The following is an 18,017-nucleotide window of genomic DNA, read 5'->3' as shown; positions in this document are numbered from 1 at the left end:
CCACCCGCCCGCCCACGAGCACCGACGCCGAAGAACAGGCCTACCTGCGCGCCCTGGCCGACCGTTGCCGCAACATCCTCCTGCCGCTCCGGCTCGATTCCGTCGCCGTCTCCAATCGCGTCCACAACCTCCTCATGGAGCAGTACCAAACCCTGCGTCGCATCCACGCCGACCGCGACCGCGCCCTGGACGAACTCAACACGCGCAAAACCCTGTCCCCCGACCAACAACAACAGCAACGCGAACAAATCCTCCAGCAGACCCGAGCCGAACTCCAACGGGCCCACCAACAATTCCTCCAGCGCCTCGGGGCCGAACTCACCCCGGAGCAGGTGGACCACATCAAGGACGGCATGACCTACAACCTCACCACCGTCACCTACAACGCCTATCTCCGACTCCTGCCCGAACTCACCGAGGACCTAAAACGCCACATCCATTCCCTCCTGCTCGAGGCACGGGAACAGGCCATGGACGAGGGGTCCGCCCGCGAAAAACACGCCCTCTTTAACCGTTACAAGGGTCGCATCAACAACTATCTCTCCGCCCAGGGCTACGATCTCAAGGCCGCCGAACGCCGGTTGCGCGAGTCCATCAGCGCCCAACGAAAAGCCGAACGTTCAGGCACTGCATACTGAACCCCAACCCACCCTTTCCCGCACCATGAAGACGAACCTTCGCACCCGTCCCATCACAGCACCAACACCCGGGACCGGCCGGTTCCCGATCTGCCTGGCCGTCCTGCTCGCCGCCGCCTCATCCCCGGCCCAATATCCGCGCATCCCCGAGGACGTGGCCGCGGAGGCACGACGTCGCCAGGCCGAGGAGGAACGTCTGAGCGACGCCGCATGGGAACAGGCCCGTCCGACCGTCGAAGCCTGGGCCGCCAAAGGTCGTCCATGGCGCCCCGACGCAAGTCAGCCCGGCGACCTCATCCGCGCTCCCATTCCCGCATTCCCCGGCGCATGGGGCGGAGGCATGTGGACCCCCGGCGGCCGCGGCGGCCGCGTCTTTGTGGTGACCAACCTCGCCGACCGCGGACCCGGCACCTTCCGCGAGGCGTGTGAAGCCGGGGGCCCCCGCATCGTCGTCTTCAATGTCGCCGGCATCATCCGCCTGGAGTCGCCCATCCACATCCGCGCCCCCTACATCACCATCGCGGGAAACACCGCCCCGGGCGACGGCGTCTGCATCGCCGGTGCCACCGTGGCCATTGACACCCACGACGTCATCATCCGCCACATGCGCTTCCGGCGCGGCCAGGTATGGGTCGGCAGCCGCGACGACTCCCTCGGCGGCAACCCCGTCGGCAACATCATGATCGACCACGTCTCGGCCAGCTGGGGTCTCGACGAAAACATGTCCCTCTACCGCCACATGTACGACCACGACAACGATCCCCAAACCCCCGCCCTCAAACTGCCCACCGTCAACATCACCATCCAGTACTCGATCTTCAGCGAGGCCCTGAACACCTACAACCACGCCTTCGGCAGCACCCTCGGCGGCCTCAACAGCACCTTCCACCACAACCTCTGGGCCTGTAACTCCGGTCGCAACCCCAGCGTCGGCATGTACGGCGACTTCACCTTCGTCAACAACGTCCTGTTCAACTGGGTCCACCGCACCATCGACGGCGGAGACCACCGCAGCTTCTTCAACATCATCAACAACTACTTCAAACCGGGCCCCGCCACGCCCGACCATGAGCCGGTCCGATGGCGCATCCTCAAACCCGAATCCGAACGCAGCCGCACCAACCTCGACAACTTCGGCCTGGCCTACGTCCACGGCAACGTCGTCGAGGGCAACCCACAAGTCACCGCCGATAACTGGGACGGCGGCGTCCAACCCGGCCCCGCCCGCGATCCCCTGCCCGCCGTGCTCGCCCGCATCCGCACCCGCGCACCGTTTCCCCATGCGCCGCTGCGCATCCAATCCGCCACCGAAGCCTACGAGGAAGTCCTCCAACACGTCGGCGCCTGTCTCCCCAAACGCGATCCCGTGGACGAACGCATCCTCCGCATGGTCCGCACCGGCCAAAGTCACGGTGCCAAACCCTGGCCCGGCCTCGACGCCCTCCTCCGCTCCGTGGGCTACAACGACCAGGTCATCCAACACATCCGTAGCCTCGTGCCCCTCGGCATCATCACACACCCGGACGAAGTCGGCGGTTACCCCTCCTACCGGGGCGAGCCCTACAAGGACACCGATCACGACGGCATGCCCGATGACTGGGAACTGGCCCACGGCCTGGACCCACACAACCCCGACGACGCCAGCACCGACCTCGACGGCGACGGTTACACCAACATCGAAGCCTTCCTCTACGGCCTCGACCCGCGCGGCCCGGCCAGGGATTGGACCGACCTCCGCAACAACGTGGATCCCCTCCTCTCGCCACGCCGCTGAGTCCCCGGCGCCTGCCCCATGGAACTGCCACCACGCCACCAGGAAGGTCGGCATCCTCCCCCCACCGCCAATCCTATCCGGACAACAAGCTTGCCGATCTCCCTGTCACGGCGCCTTCCGTGGCAGCGTGAGTGCCCCTCGAACACCCGGGCATAATCGGCCCCGGCATTCGACTGAGCCGAACAGCACAAGCCTCGGCGCCTCAGCCCTCGCACGCCTGCCTCTGACCACGCCCGGCGCGCCAGCCCCGCTCCGGAAACCCCCTACCCGTGCGTACTCCGGATATGCGCTCCCTTGCCGCATCCGCCCGAGCTCCACAGAACCCGCCGACTCCGTTCCGGCTTCGGCCCGCCGGACCCATCCAAGGGGCACATCCACCAAAGCAAATTCTCCAGCCTCACTCCCGAATTCACCGGCACGGTTCCCCGGCTCGAAACCGAATCAGTCGGACTCGGCGGTGGTTCCCAACCGACTCAGCCCGCTCACCTGCTCATCTCTCATGACCGGGCTCGTTGCCCACGAAGGGCACCCGCGACAAGATCCGTCCTGCGTCGCCTTGACGACCCCGCCCGATCCGGCCCTAATCATGCCAAATCCTTCCGGGCAGGCCGCCCCGGCCCCCGGACCATCCCAAAGTCACACGCATGTACATCGTCATCGGAGCCGACGGCAGGGAATACGGACCGGCAACCACCGAAGTCATCGGCCGCTGGATCACGGAAGGCCGTTGCAACGCTCAAACCCGGGTCCGACGCGCAGATTCCGTCGAGTGGCGTCCCCTCGTCGAATACCCCGAACTGGCCGTTTTTCTCGCCGGCACCAAAGCACACCCGATCTCCAGCCCAGACAAGCTGCCCCCGGGCACCCTCCCTCTGGCGCCCCACGTCGACTCCCGACAGGTTGAGCTGAGTCCGTCCGAGTGCATCGGCCGGGCCTGGCGCACCGTCACCTCTGCGGGCGCCGGCATCATCTTCGGCGCGGTGGTCCTCTGGCTGTTCATCCTGATCTGTCTTGAAGTCCTGAGTGGGATCCCCTTGGCAGGCCTTCTGGTCATCCCGGCGTCATGGGTCATCCACGGGCCTCTCATTGGCGGACTCTGTTACCTCATTCTCCGCGTTTTGCGCGGCCAGGGAGCCGAACTGGCCGACCTGTTCGCCGGGTTCCGATACCGGTTCGTGCCGCTATTCCTCGGGTGGCTTGTCGCCGGGGTTCTCCTGGTCTTGACAAGCGTCCCGGGAGGATTGGTCTCGGGCATTGGTGCTGTTTCGTGCGTCCTTGCTGAAACGGCGGTGTGGCTCAAGGCCCTCGGTGCGACCCTCATTGCGCTGGGCTTTTTGCTGATGCTCATCCCCGTTACGTACCTCGGCATCTGCTGGTGGTTTGTCCTGCCGCTCATTATGGAGAAGGGCCTGGATTTCTGGCCCGCGATGAAGCTCAGCCGCCGCGTCGTCCACCGACACTGGGGGAGGGTGTTCCTCCTGGCACTTCTCATCCTCGGAATCAACCTGCTCGGAGCCCTGGCATGTTGCATCGGTCTCTTGTTCACCCTCCCACTCAGCTTCACCGCGGCCATGCACGCTTACGAACAACTCTTCACCTGGCCCGGGCACACCGGGCCGGCCCAACCCGCCCCGGCCTCGATCGGATGAACCGAAACCCTCACCGTCCACCCGAACTTCTACCCATAACGGTCCCATGACGACCCTGCCCCGTCGCACCCCATCCACCGGGGATCCTGCGCCCGGCCTCCAAGCCGCGCAGCCAAACGCCGAGCGCAGCCGCTGCACGCGTCGCCGGTTCATCCGCCGGCTCCTGCAGGCCGTCTGCGTCGTCGCCATGCCACCCCTGGGCCGGTCCGGGGAAAACTCCGCACCCACACCCCGTTACCGCATCGGCGTGTGCGACTGGATGATCCTCCAACGCCAGAAGCCGCGCGCCTTCAGCCTCGCAGCCGAGTTGGGCGCCGACGGCGTGGAGGTGGACATGGGCCCGCTCGGCACACGCGACACGTTCGAAAACGCCCTGGCCGATCCCGCGTTTCGCCAGCGTTTCCTGGAAACCGCCCGGGAACATCGCCTGACCCTCTGTTCGCTGGCCATGTCCGGTTTCTATGCACAATCCTTCGCCGAACGCCCCACCGTGCCCCGCATGATCGAGGACGCCATCCAGACCGCGGTGGCCCTGGGTGTCCGCGTACTCTTTCTGCCCCTGGGTGTTCCCTGTGACCTGGTCCGGCGTCCCGAGCTCCGTCCGGTCGTGATCGAACGGCTGCGTCTTGCCGCCTCACGGGCTGAACAAGCCGGAGTCGTCATCGGGGTGGAAACCTCCCTCCCCGCGGCGGAGGAGGTGCGGTTGCTGCGTGAGGTGGGTTCCCCGGCCGTGCGCAGTTACTTCAATTTTGCGCAGGCCACGAAACATGACCGCGACATTGTCGCTGAACTGGAAACCTTGGGGCCCGAAAACCTCATCCAAATCCACGCCACCAACGAGGACGGTTACCGCCTGCCGGAGGACCCCCGGGTGGACCTGCCCCGCATCCGCAGGACCCTCGACGCCATGGGCTGGCGCGGCTGGCTGGTGGTCGAACGATCCCGCGACAAAAACAAACCACGCGACATCCACCACAACTTCGCCACCAACATCGCCCACCTCAAAAAGATCTTCGGCAATACATCCCCGCAGACATCCCCTGCTTCCGGCGCATTGTGAACTCCGGGCAGACCGGCGCCCCACCCCCGCCACCTGACGACCTGCCGGTGATTCAATGCTCACCCCTTCGCGTACGCGAGAACGATCAGGCCCCATTCGGAGCACGCCAGGTCTCCGGGCCTTGAACAACCAGGGCGCCAGACCAGGGCTCGTTCCGACAGCAACGAACGCGCGCAAGCCCGGAGCAGGGCCTCTCAAGGGGTAACCTCCGACCGATGGCCCGGCCCCGGATCTGCCAGGTAAGGTATACCGACCGCACGTGCAAACCTCGCCGCCGCCCGGGGCAGAAGCCCGGGGCTGGAACGGCGGCGGGTTCAACAATGTCTGGTTTCCGGTGAGCCGGCTCGTCCACACCTGTCCATGCGGTGAGCCCCCAGAGCCGGACCGGGCCCGGATCCCCCAACCATCAGGCGCACGGCTGACGGAAGGGCGCCGTTGCAGGGTTCCGTCACAGCCGGCACCCGCCGCGACAGGTCGGATCAGTCCACTCCGTGGCTACCCCATGAAAAAATCGTCAGGTGAGTCATGGCACCGGGTCCGCAGCGCCTGCAGTGGCCGGAGGCTCTCGGTAAGCGCATCTCCAAAAAGCGACCGCTGAACCTGGCAGCCGGCGCGGTCAAAGCCTCCCTGGCACGGGCCACAGTGGGCAAACTGAAGAACCACCCCCTGCAGCCGCAACCTGGTGAGACCGTGCACCCCGGAAAGCCCGCAAGGCCCCTATCTCCCGATCGCGTGCCCTTCCGATGCCTTGCTGCAGGTGGGATAGGTGCCCACCGGATTAATCGTGTAGGTTCCGCCCGCGGGGCATCTGGGGAAGGTCTCGTTTTCAATGTACGGCAGCAAATCCTGCTCAGTGGGAGTGTCGCTGTCGCTCTTGCCGTTCTCGAGCGCCCACTGCTGCTTGGCACTCTGGATCATTCGCAAATTCGCCACGCACACCTTGGCCTGCGTGGTCCGGCGGGCCCGCCCGAGATTGGGAATCGCCACCGCCATCAACAGGCCAATGATGGCCACCACAATCATGATCTCCACCAGGGTAAACCCGGCTCGTCTGCGCGTACGCATCTTCATGGCAACTTCACATCCTCGTTCCCCGAAACCATCGCCCCGGGCCGTCCGGGCCCACCGGGGCGGTTCCTCCAGCCGCAGGCCGCCCTGCCAGCCCGGGCGGTCGGACCATCACCGTACCCGGACCCGACCTCCACTAAAAGTCAAAACCCGTTCCTTCCCAAAAGTCGCGCCGGCATGGCAATGGCAGCTGCAAACCGGCGGTCGAGGTACACAACACACTCGCTAAACCTCTCTTTCACCCCGTATTCCGCCCCTCCCCTGGATTCACCTTGTCGGCCAAAGCGCCGATCCCGACCTCACCCCCGGCCCCGGGAAGCCCTGTCCACTACTTTTGGCCCCTGCAGCCGGGCCGATCGGCTTGCTAGAAAGCCCAAACCCAACCTGCCCGGCGGGCCCTCTTGTCGCAAATCCTCCGCTTGGGGAGGCAAGTTACATTCCTGGAAAAAACGCTTGCCAGCCTCGAACAACAGCCTATAGTGGCCCCCGAACAGTTGGTCCAAATCCAATCAACCCTGAAAACTGCAGAGCCTATGCAACGTCGAATCCTTACCCTTGCCCTGGGCGCCGCCGTGGCGCTGGGGGTCTCCTCCCTGCGGACGCGCGCAGGCACCATCACATGGACGTTCGACGACTGGAACGATCCTTCGCTCGTAAACCTCGTGGTGGCCGGTGACGCAACCACCATTTTCACCGAAAGCTGGAAACAATACTTCGACGGTAACCCGCCCACCGGCGGCTTCCTCCAGTTGACGCCGGCCGCAGGTGGCCGAAGCTTGGCCGTGGTGTTCCCGGACATCGACAACGGTGCCCCGGTTAAGGCGTTCCGAATCACGATGGATGTCCGGGCCGGTAACGGCACCACCGAGCGACCCGCCGACGGCTTCAGCATCAGTTACGTCCGGGAAAACGATCCTGCCCTGAGCAACATCGTACAGTACGTGGACCCCATAACGGGGCGCGGCATTGTGTTCGGGTTTGCCGGGGGCGATGACCTCTCCACCGCCCAGAGCCCGCTGGGCAGTGGCCTGCCCGAGAACGGTTCCAAGACCGGTGTGGCCATAGTCTTTGACGCCTGGCAGGGGAACCTATTGCCCGATACGCCGAACAACAGTGACGTTGAAGGTGTGGCGGTCCGGGTGGACGATCGCACCCTCATCCAGGTGCCGATGCCGAATCGGAATGGCGGGGGTTGCGACGTCACCGACTCCATGCAAACGGGTCCTTGGACCGGCGGAGACGGAGACTATTCCGTTTTGGCATGGTGCCGACTGGAAGTAGAGAAAACCGCCGATAACAGGGTCTACGTAACCTGGAAGGGCCGGAGGATCCTGGATGGCTTCCAGCTTCAAGAGTACGGGGTGCATAAAGGACGCCTGATCCTGGCCGGTCGGACCGGTGGAGCCAACCAGAACGTGCACTTCGACAACATCACACTCGAAACCACGCCGGCCATCGAACCGGTCATCAAATCCCTCACCATCAATCCGGATTTGCGCGGGTGGACGCTGGTCATCGAAGACACCCCGCCCGCCCAGGCCACCAACGTCACGCAGGTCATCTGGAACGGCACGGACGTAACCGCCAACGTCACGGTGACGCGTTCCGGCAACGAAACCATCGTGACCTATACACAAGCGACCCGTCTGCCGCCTCGTTCCGGGAACACCATTCAGGTGGCCTTCCAAAGCAACCTGGGCCAGTCGTTGGTTGGTAGCGCGTCGGCCACCACGCCCGACTACTTTATTATGCCGACCAACTATGCCCTGCCGCTCTCGGCGGTTTCGGGTCAGCCGCGGGGCATCGCCTTCGGCGCCATCTACCAAACCCTGGCCGAAAACCGCAACAGCCGCGGCGACAACCAGCTCAACTGGACCGAAGAGCAAATCCTCGGCCTGTGGGGGCCCAACCTGATTACCGGCCCCACGCCCACCTCCACCGATGTACTCGACTACCAAAACTCCGGCCCCTTCGGTACCCCGAACGGCAACTTCCAGCAAGGGGGTAGCTTCGTGGGGTTGTGGGAAGGTGCAGATTACGACATTCGTGACCTCGGATTCGGGTCGAATCCTGCCAAGACCTCCACCGATGACGGCACCATTGAGTGGTTCGCCTACGTCTACTTCCCGACCGCCGGCGACTACATCATGGTGGTCAACAGCGATGACGGGTTCCGTCTGACCACCGCTCGCAATGCCAGGGATCGCATGGGCGACATCATCTCCTTCTTCAACGGCGGTCGTGGCAACAGCACGGGTTTGAACGCGCCGACCCAGCAGCGGATCATTGTCGATCAGCCCGGCGTCTACCCGATCCGCGGTATCGTCTACAACCGCGCGGGCGGGTTTAACGTGGAATGGTACACCCGCGTGGACACCAACCTGTTCCTGGTCAACAGCAACGCCACGCCGCAGGCCCTGCAGGCCTGGACCTCCGCCACCGGCGTGGGTTGCTACGTGCAGGCGGCCATCCCGGTCCGCGATGCCGTGGACGTGAGCCCGTCCCGCAGCATCCGCATCGAGCTGGCCAACGGTTCCACCACCGTCAACGCGAACTCGATCGTGTTGAAGGTCAACTCCCAGACTGTCACGCCCACCATCACCTCGGGCGCCACCACGGTCGTTACACACCCGCCCATCGGTCCGGGCGGTTACTGGGCCAGCGGTTCCACCAACACCATTGAGCTCTCCTTCACCGACAGCGCCGGTACCCAATACTCCTACACTTGGAGCTTCCAGGTCGTGAACTACCGGACCCTGACCCAGGGCCTGCCCCTCGGGTCCGAAGACTCCACCAAACCCGGGTTCCGCGTCCTAACCTGGAAGCCGATCTTCGGATGGACCGCGCCGGGTGAATGGGACGGTGTCTACCCGCTGACACGGATCTACGCGGCCGAACAATTGCTGGCCGGTTATCTCCGGCCCAACGGCGCGACCAACCAGAACCAGATGGTCAACGGGTACTTTGAGTACACCGGCGTGGTGAACTGGAACGGCGAGCTCGACGGCCTGCCCTGGAGCGGCGGCCCCAACCAACAGGGCAACTTCCGCGACATCAACGGGTATCCGGACGAGTTCCCGCCCGGCCTGCCCGGACTCTTCGACCCGAACATCCCGCAGAGCGAACTGCTGACCAAGGCCGGTTACTCCGTGGAGGTGCTCACCTGGGTGGTCTTCCCGCAGGCTGGTGCATACCGGCTGGGTGTCAACAGTGACGACGGGTTCCTGGTCACGGAAGGTCATCAGCGGCCCGCCAAGAACGGCGCCCTGATGGTCAGCGCCCCGGCATCGGTCGCCGGCGGTTACTACGCCATTCACGCGCCCGCCGGCACCGCCCGGCCGCTGACCAACGCACCGATCACGGGCAGGATCGTGCCCACCGATCCCATCCTGGCCGACGGCCCGCTCAACAACGCGGCCGCCGTATCCAACAACATCGCCATCTGCCGGCGCGGTGGGGTGGGCTTCAGCGCCAAGATCCGAAACTGCCTCCTGGCCGGGGCGAAGGCCGTGATCGTGGTGAACGACCGCGATGAGTTCAACACTGCCGCGGGTAACCAAGGACCCATCCCGATTGAGATGGGGGTGGGATCCGAAGGTTACCAGGATATCCCGGCAGTCATGATCATGCTCGAGCACGGCAACAAACTCATTGCCGCCGCGGCCACCAACGAGGTCATCGGCACCATCAACCCGATCCCGGTCTCATGGGCCGCCGAGGGAGCCCTTGGCTTCTTCGACGGCGGTCGGGGTTCCTCGGACACCCTGTTCGACATCGTGGTGCCCACGCCCGGTGTTTACCCGCTCCGGCTCATGTACTTCGAAGGCGGCGGTGGCGACAACTGCGAATGGTTCAGCGTGCTGCCCGACGGCACACGAGCCCTGCTGAACGACCCGAACAACCCCAACGCGCTCAAGACGTATCGGGCCGTCACCGTGCAGCCGCCGCCCACGCTGTCCATCGCCCGTGAGGGCAATAACATCATCCTGACCTTCACCGGCACGTTGCAACAGGCCGATGCGGTCACCGGTCCGTACACCGACGTGGCCGGAGCCACCTCGCCCTACCGCGTGACCATCACTCCGGGCGCGAAGTTCTATCGTGCCCGCAGGTAAACGGTAGAGGTAACCTGAGCCTCCTACACACCGGGCGGTCCCTTGGGACCGCCCGGTCCGTTTTTCAGCCCCCCTCAAGGGCCGTCCGATCCCGGCTTCCCCGGGCCTGAATCTGGACTCACAAAAGCGGGGCAGTCGGCGCCTCCCGACCGAAAATGCCCCCGCAGCGAGGCCACCTTCCCAAGCCGACGTGCGCATTGAGCCTGGTGACCGTCGGCCAACCCTCTTGCCCGACAGCCCGTTCCACCTCAAGCCCGACCGCCACGGTTGCCACATCCCCCCAACACGGGCGCCATCATCGGCCGGACACCGACCCGGTCCAATCCACGGCGCCTCTCTCCGGCCACGCAGTGGATCCCACCCCCTGCACCAGTCCAGGTGGCCTCCAGGTTGTCGAAACACCGGCGCCAACCCATCCTTGTTGATCGTGACCGGCCGGGCTAGGCTTCGCGGGGTCATGGGCAAACCCGAATGGATCGAACTGCCCGGTTGCGACCCCATTCCGATCCTCTACGAGGACCGATCCGTACTGGCCGTGGACAAACCGGCCGGCTGGCTGCTCGTCCCGGTCCACTGGCAGCGCACCGCTCGAAACCTGCAAGCGGCCCTGGAGTCGTCCTTGCGGGCCGGCGACTGGTGGGCTCGGTCGCGTGGACTCAAGTATCTGCGTTTTGTGCACCGCCTGGACGGGGACACCAGCGGAGTGCTGTTGCTGGCCAGGAGTCCTGGAGCGCTGGCGGCCTATTCCCGACTGTTCCAGAGGGGGCAGGTGGAGAAGGTGTACCTTGCAGTTGTGGAAGGTGAAGTAAAGCAACCCGCCTGGGTTTGCCGCCTGAAACTCGCGCCCGAACCCGACTCGAAGGGCCGCATCCGCGTGGATCAACGACGCGGAAAACCTGCTGAAACCGCATTTCGCCGCATCGCCGTCGGCCAAGGCGTCACGTTGTTGGAATGCCGGCCGCGCACCGGGCGAACCCACCAGATTCGCGTTCACCTGGCTGCAAGCGGGTATCCGGTGGTTGGCGACCCCCTGTACGGCAGGGCCGCTCCCTCCGAAGCGCCCCACCGCAAGCTGGCCCTGCGCGCCGTCCGCCTGGCCTACGTGGACCCGTTCACGCACAAGGCCGTGGACATTCAGGCCCCGTGGAGCCATTTTCTTGCCGAGTTCGGTTTTGCCGAGGTGCCATGGAAACCGGAACCACCAACCAGCATAATCTCGAAGGCCGGTCCTCCACGCCGGCCCTCCACGACGAAATCGTAGCCGAGACCGAATGGGTGGTCTTTCGGCGCTCACCCATCCACGGCATCGGCGGGTTCGCCAAAAAGGACATCCCGGCCGGCACGCGCATCCTCGAATACGTGGGCGAAAAGATCACGAAGGAGGAATCCGCACGGCGTTGCCAGGCCAACAATGTCTACATCTTCTGCCTGAACGACCGCTACGACATCGACGGCAACGTGCCGTGGAACCCGGCCCGGTTCTTGAACCACAGTTGCCGCCCCAACTGTGAAACCGAACTGGACGAGGACGAAGAACGGATCTGGATTCTGGCCCTGCGGGACATCCGGGCCGGGGAAGAGCTGACCTTCAACTACGGGTACGATCTTTCGGAGTACAAAGACTACCCGTGCAACTGCGGCGCGCCGGACTGCGTGGGGTACATCGTGGCGGAGGAGTTCTTCGAACACGTTCGTCGCCAGCGGGAGCTCGAACGCATTGCCGCGGAGGGCGGCTCGTCCACCCCGGCACAGCCCCGGGGGCAGAACCCACCCGCAACGTCCGCCGCTCAATCACCCCGGTAAACGCAGCGGGCCGTGCAGGTCTCGGCCACCACCACCTCCGCCAGCTCCGGCAACACCGGTTTCAGCCGGTTCCAAATCCACGCCGCCAAAACCTCGCTGGTCGGATTCTCCAGGCCGGCGATTTCGTTCAAATAACGGTGGTCGAGCTGCTCGTAAATGGGTTGAAACCGCCGGGCAATCTCCCCGTAATCCAGCAACCAGCCCAGGTGCGGGTCGCATTCACCCCGAACCACGATCTCCACCTGAAAGCTGTGCCCGTGCAGACGATGGCATTTGTGTTCCGGCGGTACATGAGGCAGCCGATGCGCTGCCTCGAACTGAAACGTCTTTCGCAGTTCCACCTTCATATCTCATCCCTCCCCGGGGTTTGGAATCACCCTGCACCCGGCCTGAATGGAACCGCAGTGGCGCGGTCCCGCGCCCCTGGCAGTTCGATTGCAGGCTTCATGCTGCCGGTGTGGCGCCGGCGGAGGCAGCGGCCGATGGCGCCGCAGACTCCTGTTCCCAATCCGTCCAACAGACCAGGTCACCCAGGGCCGGCCGACCGTCATGATGCCAGGTCCAGGGCGGTTGTTGCATCCGCCCCAACGGGCAGATCCGCGGCACGCCCCATCGGGTCAGTTCCTCCGCCACCACCTGACGCGTGCCGGACGGCACCGCCACCCCCACCGTGGATACATGCAGCCGCACCGGCTCGGCCGCCTGCAAAGCTCGCGCCAGACTCACCACCGGTTTGACATACACAAACCGGTCCAGGCACGAGAGCTGAAAATCCGGTTCCTCCTCAAAAACCACGGTCCAGGCTGTGGAGCCGGCACTGCTCCACACCCGCGTGTGCCCTTCACAGGCGGCCCGGAGAGCATACAGGTCACGGCGTGCAGTGATCAGCGCCGCCCTCTCCGGGGGCAACGGTCCCCGCGGCTGCCGCATCTCCCATTGGTCCAGGGCCCGCGCGAGCGCCTCGGCAAATCGCACGGGAAACTGTTGATCCGGTCCGGTCTGCACGTAAAACAGGTGGGGCGAGAGACAACCCGCCTGATCCCACGCGGTCACATCCGCCGCGGCACGCTCGGCCAGCGTCTCCAGCGAAACCTCGTGCGTCACGCCGTAACCAATAAACCCAAAGCTCACCCGGTGTCCGTAACCCAGGAACCTCGTGGTGACCGGCGTGCGAGCCCGCAGGGCGGCCACGGTGGCGTCCCGACCCGCCACCGTCACGCAGTCCGCCTCCTGCAACAGGACCTCTTCCAGGTCGGTCCGTCCTCCGGGCCACACCGCCAACTCCAGGCAACTGGCCAGTTTGGGGTCCACCGCCCGCACCGAATGCGCAAACAGCCGGGGCAAAAAGTCGCCGCCCACCGAGCACTTCATGAACTGGGCGGATTTCACCAAAACACCCAGCACCAACATCTGCAGGGCCGGATCCGGCAGGTTCCCGGGCGCAAAATGCACCAACAGGCGCGGCCCCCGCGCACGCACCACCCGATGGGGCTCGGTCACCACCGCAAACCCGTCCAGCACGCTCGGATCCCCAAGGTCCTGCACGAGCAGCCGGCGCAGATCCGACTCCGTCAGGGCTCCAAAAAAACTGTCCAAGCCCCGCTCCAGGGTGGCACGACTGAACCCGGTGCGCTCGGGACCCTCCGCAAGGGCCCGCTGACGGAATGGATCATCCGGTTGCATCCAGTTCCGTCCCACCTCGGCCAGCAGCCGAACCAACTGCGTCACGGGCCGGTCCGCCAGGTAAAGCTCGCGGTTGCGACGCAGCGTCCGAATCGCCTCGGCCACCAGTTGCGGCGTCAGCGTCGCGTCCGAGGGCAGGTCCGCCAGAAAATAGCCCGGCCAGCTCATGGTCCCTGCAAGGTTCCCTTACCCGGTACGGCCCGGTCGGCCGTCCAAAGGGAACATCCTTTGGGCTCCGCACCCGCTGCCCGTCCATGAAAGCGGAAGCCGTCCCGAACCTTCTCCACCAAATCGTCCGTCCGGATTGCCAGCACGGAACCCACGTTCGCCAAATCCGTTACCTGCAACAACCCCAATCCTCCCTCCGGCACCTCCGCACCCGTTTCCGGGTCCAGTACCTGAATCCGCACCCACGGCGGGAACCGGAACCTCCTGCGGATCCGAACCGGCCCCGAGCCGCCCTGCCCACGGTCCGCCCCCCCGCTGACCGTCACCCCCAAACCCTCCCGCGGCCAGGCCCCGTCATAGGCCTGCGAGCTGAGTTCACACATCCCGTATTCGGAGATCACCGCTGCCGCCGGCAGCCCCAACCGCTCCTCCAGCAACCGACGCAACTCGCCAGGGCTCAGTTCCCGCGTGCGACCCTTGTACCCGCCGGTCTCCATCAGCCTCGACCCGGGCGGTAACGCCAACCGGGCCGGATCCAGCCCCGGCGCATCCAACAGCCGCACCAACATGAACGCCGTGGCCAGGATCATCACCGGTCGGCCCTGCGCACTCCAATGCCGCAGCCGGGACCAAACGTGCGCCGGCTCCAGGTCCCATGCACCATTCGAGTCCACCCGGCCCGCGAATGCTTCCGGCGGCTGGCCCATCCGACGCCGCACCGTCTCACACATGTACACCAGGGAGGAGTGCGGCGCCTGCGTGGGCAGCGGCATCAGAATCAGTAGCGCCATGGCCTCCGGCCCCACCCGGTCCGTCCACAACGCACGTACAAACCCCCACCACAGGGCCGTCTCGTACACCGCCAGCGTCTCGGCATTGTGAAAATGCCGGCCGGGCCGACCCCGCGTGGTCCCACTCGAATGGAACACCGCCGGGCGCATCCCGGGCGGCAAACAGGTGAACTCAAACTCTGCAAACGCGGCCGTCGGCACGGCCGGGATCTCCCGCCAATCCCGTACCCGGTCCGGATGCACCCCCCGCGCCTCGCACCAACGCCGGTACGGTGCGTTGTAACGGAACTGCAGCTCAAAAAGACGAAACGCCTGCTGTCGAAAAAGCCCCTCGTCCCACGCCTCTACCGGCCAACCGTCCGGCCGCGTGGCGAAACGTGACCAGCACTCCGGCCACGCCCGAACAAATTCCATCCAATCGGTTGGCAGCTCGAGCAAACTCATCCGGAGATCAGCTAGAGGTGATCCGACAGCACCCGGCATCGGGCGCGGATTCAACCTTTCAGGCGCGTTCCTCCACCAGTTCGCGCCGCGCCCGGCCGAGCAACCGTTCGATAAAGCCGGTGTCGTACACGCCCTTGCGAAAGTTGGGATCCTGAAGGATGGCCTGTTGCAGACCGATCGTGGTCTTGATGCCGGTGATGTAGTATTCCCCCAGGGCCCGGATCATCCGGCTGATTGCCTCCGAACGGTCGCGGCCGTGCGTGATTAACTTGGCAATCATCGAGTCGTAGTAGGGCGGGATCGTGTAACCCGCGTACACGTGGCTGTCCACCCGCACCCCACGCCCGCCCGGCTGATAGTACATCTCCACCCGTCCCGGACTGGGCTTGAAATCGTCAAACGGGTCCTCCGCATTAATGCGACACTCGAGGGCGTGACCCCGGATGTGAACGTCGCTCTGTTTGATCCGCAACGGCTCGCCCATCGCCAATAGGATCTGCTGTTGCACCAGGTCAATGCCCGTCACCTCCTCGGTCACCGGGTGTTCCACCTGGATGCGCTTGTTCATCTCCAGGAAGTAGAAGTTCCCCTGGTTGTCCACGATGAACTCGACCGTCCCGGCGTTGGTATAGCGGGCGGCCTCGGCAATCTTGATCGCCGCGCGCCCCATTTTCTCCCGCAGTTTCTTGAACCGGGTCTCGATCAGGGGCGAGGGTGTCTCCTCGATCAGCTTCTGGTTGCGCCGCTGAATCGAACAGTCGCGCTCGCCCAAGTGGATGATGTGTCCGTGCCGATCCGCCAGGATCTGAAACTCGATGTGATGCGGGTTCTCAATGTACTTTTCGATGTACACCCCGGAATTGCCGAAGGCCTTCTCCGCCTCGGTCCGGCAGGTGTGGTATCCCTTGACCAGGGACACATCGTTGTGCGCCACGCGCATCCCGCGTCCACCCCCGCCCGCCACCGCCTTGATCATCACCGGATAACCAATCCGGCGCGCCACCTCGATCGCTTCCTGTTCGGTCTCCACCGGCCCGTCCGATCCGGGCGGCACCGGCACGCCCGCCTTCTTGGCCAGCGCACGACTCACCGCCTTGTCCTCCAGCGCGCTCATCGCCTGCGCACTGGGCCCAATGAACCGAATGTTGCAGCTCTCGCAAACGTCCGCAAAATGCGGGTTCTCGGACAAAAAACCGTACCCGGGATGAATGGCGTCCACGTCGGTGATCTCGGCCGCGCTGATGATCCGGTCAATCCGCAGATAACTCTCGCTGGCCGGAGCCGGGCCGATGCACACCGCCTCGTCGGCCAATTGCACATGCATCGAGTTGGCATCGGCCTCCGAGTACACCGCCACCGTGCGAATGTTCAGCTCCTTGCACGCGCGGATGATCCGCACCGCAATCTCACCCCGATTGGCTATGAGGATCTTTTCGAACATGCTGGAGGCATCCACCGGGTCGCCACCGCCAGGCCGCCCCCGCTCTACAGCGGACGGACCTTGAACAGCGGCTGGCCAAACTCCACGGGCCGCGCATTCTCCACCAGCACCGCCGTGATCACCCCGTGCACCTCGGCCTTGATCTCGTTCATAACCTTCATGGCTTCAATGATGCAAACCACCGTGTCGGGATGAACCTCCGTGCCCACCTCCACATACGGCGCTGCTTCCGGTGAGGGAGCACGGTAAAACGTGCCGATCATCGGCGATTTGATCTCGATCTCCGGTGGTCCCGGAGGGGCAGCCGGCGCAGGCGGCACGGGGCCCACCGCCGCGGCCATTCCGGCGCCCGGCAACGCCCCGGAGGCCGCGGACCCGACCCCCGCGGGCCCCGTCCCGGCCGGCACCGGCACAACCTCCTCCGCCGCCACGCCGGCACGCAACACGGGCTCCCGCTTCAGGCGGATCTTGAAACCCTCTTTTTCCATCTCGAACTCTGACACGGCGTTCTTCCGCATCAGGTCAATAATGGCCTTGATGTCTTTCAGATCCACAGCGTACCGCCTTTCCTCTCCAAACTACGGGGGCTGGCACGTCCGTCCCGTCTGTGCCCACCGTTGTCCCAACGGCAGAATCCGGGTCCGGGTCGACGGCTCGCCCCGGGTTTTCTGCCGAACCGTCGCCCGGCAGGCCCGGGGAGCCGCCTCGGGCGTCCCTGCGCACCCGGCAAGCCGCCGAACACCGCCGCAACGCCCGCCCAAGACACAGCAAAAAGGCAGCAGTCGGTACTCGACCCTGCCCCCCGTCGCCCTTCGAGCCTAGGTACGGCCCCACCTCGGGTCAAGGCGATTCCCGGCCCGGTCCGGACCCGCCTTGAAGACCGCGGCGGAACCCTTTACCAGGGCTTGGAAAACCGCATTTCCACCCCAGTTTGGATGGGTCGATAACGTTAACAAGCGCCGCCAGACCCAAAATATACGACCACGCGCCAAACCCACTCACCTGACCGGCACACACACCCGCAATCAATGACCGGTGCCGAAACTCCTCCCTGGCGTAAACGTTCGAAAGATGCACCTCCACCACCGGAACCCGGATCCCGGCGATCGCGTCCCGCAACGCCAGGCTGGTATGCGTGTAAGCCCCCGCGTTCAAGACCACCCCGTCAAACCCTCGGTCCGCCTCGTGCAGCCAATCGACCAACTGCCCCTCGTGATTGGTCTGGCGAAATTCCACCTCCACACCCCACGCCTCCGCCTGGGACCGAACACCGGCCTCGATCTCCGCCAACGTGACAGACCCGTACACACCGGGCTCGCGCTGCCCCAGCAGATTCAAATTCGGCCCGTTCAATATAAGGATGCGCATGGTCCCTGCCCCAAA

General features: G+C 64.9%; 14 protein-coding genes. 7 read left to right on the top strand and 7 right to left on the bottom strand.

Annotation, left to right across the window (positions count from 1 at the left end; all coding sequences use genetic code 11):
* The 4 genes from G4L39_RS00695 to G4L39_RS00680 all read left to right on the top strand — a co-directional run.
* Positions 1-638, top strand: a 638-nt coding sequence (locus tag G4L39_RS00695; protein WP_165105158.1) for a DUF3826 domain-containing protein, incomplete at its 5' end; no start/stop codon positions are given.
* Positions 639-663: 25 nt separating this feature from the next.
* Positions 664-2,412 (top strand): pectate lyase family protein, encoded by a 1,749-nt coding sequence (locus G4L39_RS00690; RefSeq protein WP_205880678.1) that lies wholly within the window; start codon positions 664-666, stop codon positions 2,410-2,412.
* Positions 2,413-3,056: 644 nt separating this feature from the next.
* Entirely contained in the window at positions 3,057-4,061 is a 1,005-nt protein-coding gene (locus tag G4L39_RS00685) for a DUF7847 domain-containing protein (RefSeq protein ID WP_165105156.1), read from the top strand.
* Between the two features lie 46 nt (positions 4,062-4,107).
* Positions 4,108-5,121 carry a sugar phosphate isomerase/epimerase family protein gene (locus tag G4L39_RS00680; protein WP_205880677.1) on the top strand — a complete coding sequence of 338 codons (1,014 nt, stop codon included), beginning with the start codon at positions 4,108-4,110 and terminating at the stop codon, positions 5,119-5,121.
* Positions 5,122-5,838: 717 nt separating this feature from the next.
* Here G4L39_RS00680 and G4L39_RS00675 read toward each other — a convergent pair.
* Complete coding sequence (locus G4L39_RS00675) at positions 5,839-6,192, bottom strand: competence type IV pilus major pilin ComGC (protein ID WP_165105155.1); 354 nt, start codon at positions 6,190-6,192, stop codon at positions 5,839-5,841.
* A 530-nt stretch (positions 6,193-6,722) separates the two neighbouring features.
* Between G4L39_RS00675 and G4L39_RS00670 the strand changes: the two genes are divergently transcribed.
* The 3 genes from G4L39_RS00670 to G4L39_RS00660 all read left to right on the top strand — a co-directional run bounded on the left by G4L39_RS00670 (position 6,723) and on the right by G4L39_RS00660 (position 12,107).
* The gene (locus G4L39_RS00670; protein ID WP_165105153.1) at positions 6,723-10,304 is read left to right on the top strand and encodes an Ig-like domain-containing domain; all 3,582 of its coding nucleotides are present in this window, start codon (positions 6,723-6,725) and stop codon (positions 10,302-10,304) included.
* A gap of 457 nt (positions 10,305-10,761) precedes the next feature.
* Positions 10,762-11,565, top strand: a complete 804-nt coding sequence (locus tag G4L39_RS00665) for an RluA family pseudouridine synthase (protein WP_165105151.1) — start codon at positions 10,762-10,764, stop codon at positions 11,563-11,565.
* The gene (locus G4L39_RS00660; RefSeq protein ID WP_165105149.1) at positions 11,490-12,107 is read left to right on the top strand and encodes an SET domain-containing protein; all 618 of its coding nucleotides are present in this window, start codon (positions 11,490-11,492) and stop codon (positions 12,105-12,107) included. The genes G4L39_RS00665 and G4L39_RS00660 overlap by 76 nt, the downstream gene beginning before the upstream one ends.
* Here the strand turns inward: G4L39_RS00660 and queD are convergent.
* The 6 genes from queD to aroQ all read right to left on the bottom strand — a co-directional run bounded on the left by queD (position 12,092) and on the right by aroQ (position 18,002).
* Complete coding sequence (queD, locus tag G4L39_RS00655; RefSeq protein WP_165105148.1) at positions 12,092-12,454, bottom strand: 6-carboxytetrahydropterin synthase QueD; 363 nt, start codon at positions 12,452-12,454, stop codon at positions 12,092-12,094. The genes G4L39_RS00660 and queD overlap by 16 nt on opposite strands.
* A 97-nt stretch (positions 12,455-12,551) precedes the next feature.
* Positions 12,552-13,958 (bottom strand): acyl-CoA reductase, encoded by a 1,407-nt coding sequence (locus tag G4L39_RS00650; RefSeq protein ID WP_165105146.1) that lies wholly within the window; start codon positions 13,956-13,958, stop codon positions 12,552-12,554.
* Entirely contained in the window at positions 13,955-15,193 is a 1,239-nt protein-coding gene (locus tag G4L39_RS00645; protein WP_165105144.1) for a phenylacetate--CoA ligase family protein, read from the bottom strand. The genes G4L39_RS00650 and G4L39_RS00645 overlap by 4 nt, the downstream gene beginning before the upstream one ends.
* 58 nt (positions 15,194-15,251) lie before the next feature.
* The gene (gene accC, locus G4L39_RS00640) at positions 15,252-16,634 is read right to left on the bottom strand and encodes an acetyl-CoA carboxylase biotin carboxylase subunit (protein WP_165105142.1); all 1,383 of its coding nucleotides are present in this window, start codon (positions 16,632-16,634) and stop codon (positions 15,252-15,254) included.
* Positions 16,635-16,678: 44 nt separating this feature from the next.
* Complete coding sequence (accB, locus tag G4L39_RS00635) at positions 16,679-17,188, bottom strand: acetyl-CoA carboxylase biotin carboxyl carrier protein (protein WP_165105141.1); 510 nt, start codon at positions 17,186-17,188, stop codon at positions 16,679-16,681.
* A gap of 286 nt (positions 17,189-17,474) precedes the next feature.
* The gene (gene aroQ, locus G4L39_RS00630) at positions 17,475-18,002 is read right to left on the bottom strand and encodes a type II 3-dehydroquinate dehydratase (protein ID WP_165105139.1); all 528 of its coding nucleotides are present in this window, start codon (positions 18,000-18,002) and stop codon (positions 17,475-17,477) included.
* Positions 18,003-18,017 lie beyond the last annotated feature (15 nt).

The organism is Limisphaera ngatamarikiensis (genome assembly GCF_011044775.1).
Taxonomy (GTDB): domain Bacteria; phylum Verrucomicrobiota; class Verrucomicrobiia; order Limisphaerales; family Limisphaeraceae; genus Limisphaera; species Limisphaera ngatamarikiensis.
The sequence above is the reverse complement of the archived record's forward strand: the minus strand, read 5'-3'. Positions and strand labels throughout refer to the sequence as shown.

What these genes read in the sequence shown, in the direction of transcription:
- G4L39_RS00685 (WP_165105156.1), top strand. Translation starts at nt 3,057, where the DNA reads ATGTACATCGTCATCGGAGCCGACGGCAGGGAATACGGACCGGCAACC.
- G4L39_RS00680 (WP_205880677.1), top strand. Translation starts at nt 4,108, where the DNA reads ATGACGACCCTGCCCCGTCGCACCCCATCCACCGGGGATCCTGCGCCC.
- G4L39_RS00650 (WP_165105146.1), bottom strand. Translation starts at nt 13,958, where the DNA reads ATGAGCTGGCCGGGCTATTTTCTGGCGGACCTGCCCTCGGACGCGACG.
- G4L39_RS00665 (WP_165105151.1), top strand. Translation starts at nt 10,762, where the DNA reads ATGGGCAAACCCGAATGGATCGAACTGCCCGGTTGCGACCCCATTCCG.
- aroQ (WP_165105139.1), bottom strand. Translation starts at nt 18,002, where the DNA reads ATGCGCATCCTTATATTGAACGGGCCGAATTTGAATCTGCTGGGGCAG.
- G4L39_RS00645 (WP_165105144.1), bottom strand. Translation starts at nt 15,193, where the DNA reads ATGAGTTTGCTCGAGCTGCCAACCGATTGGATGGAATTTGTTCGGGCG.
- G4L39_RS00675 (WP_165105155.1), bottom strand. Translation starts at nt 6,192, where the DNA reads ATGAAGATGCGTACGCGCAGACGAGCCGGGTTTACCCTGGTGGAGATC.
- G4L39_RS00660 (WP_165105149.1), top strand. Translation starts at nt 11,490, where the DNA reads ATGGAAACCGGAACCACCAACCAGCATAATCTCGAAGGCCGGTCCTCC.
- G4L39_RS00690 (WP_205880678.1), top strand. Translation starts at nt 664, where the DNA reads ATGAAGACGAACCTTCGCACCCGTCCCATCACAGCACCAACACCCGGG.
- accC (WP_165105142.1), bottom strand. Translation starts at nt 16,634, where the DNA reads ATGTTCGAAAAGATCCTCATAGCCAATCGGGGTGAGATTGCGGTGCGG.
- G4L39_RS00670 (WP_165105153.1), top strand. Translation starts at nt 6,723, where the DNA reads ATGCAACGTCGAATCCTTACCCTTGCCCTGGGCGCCGCCGTGGCGCTG.
- queD (WP_165105148.1), bottom strand. Translation starts at nt 12,454, where the DNA reads ATGAAGGTGGAACTGCGAAAGACGTTTCAGTTCGAGGCAGCGCATCGG.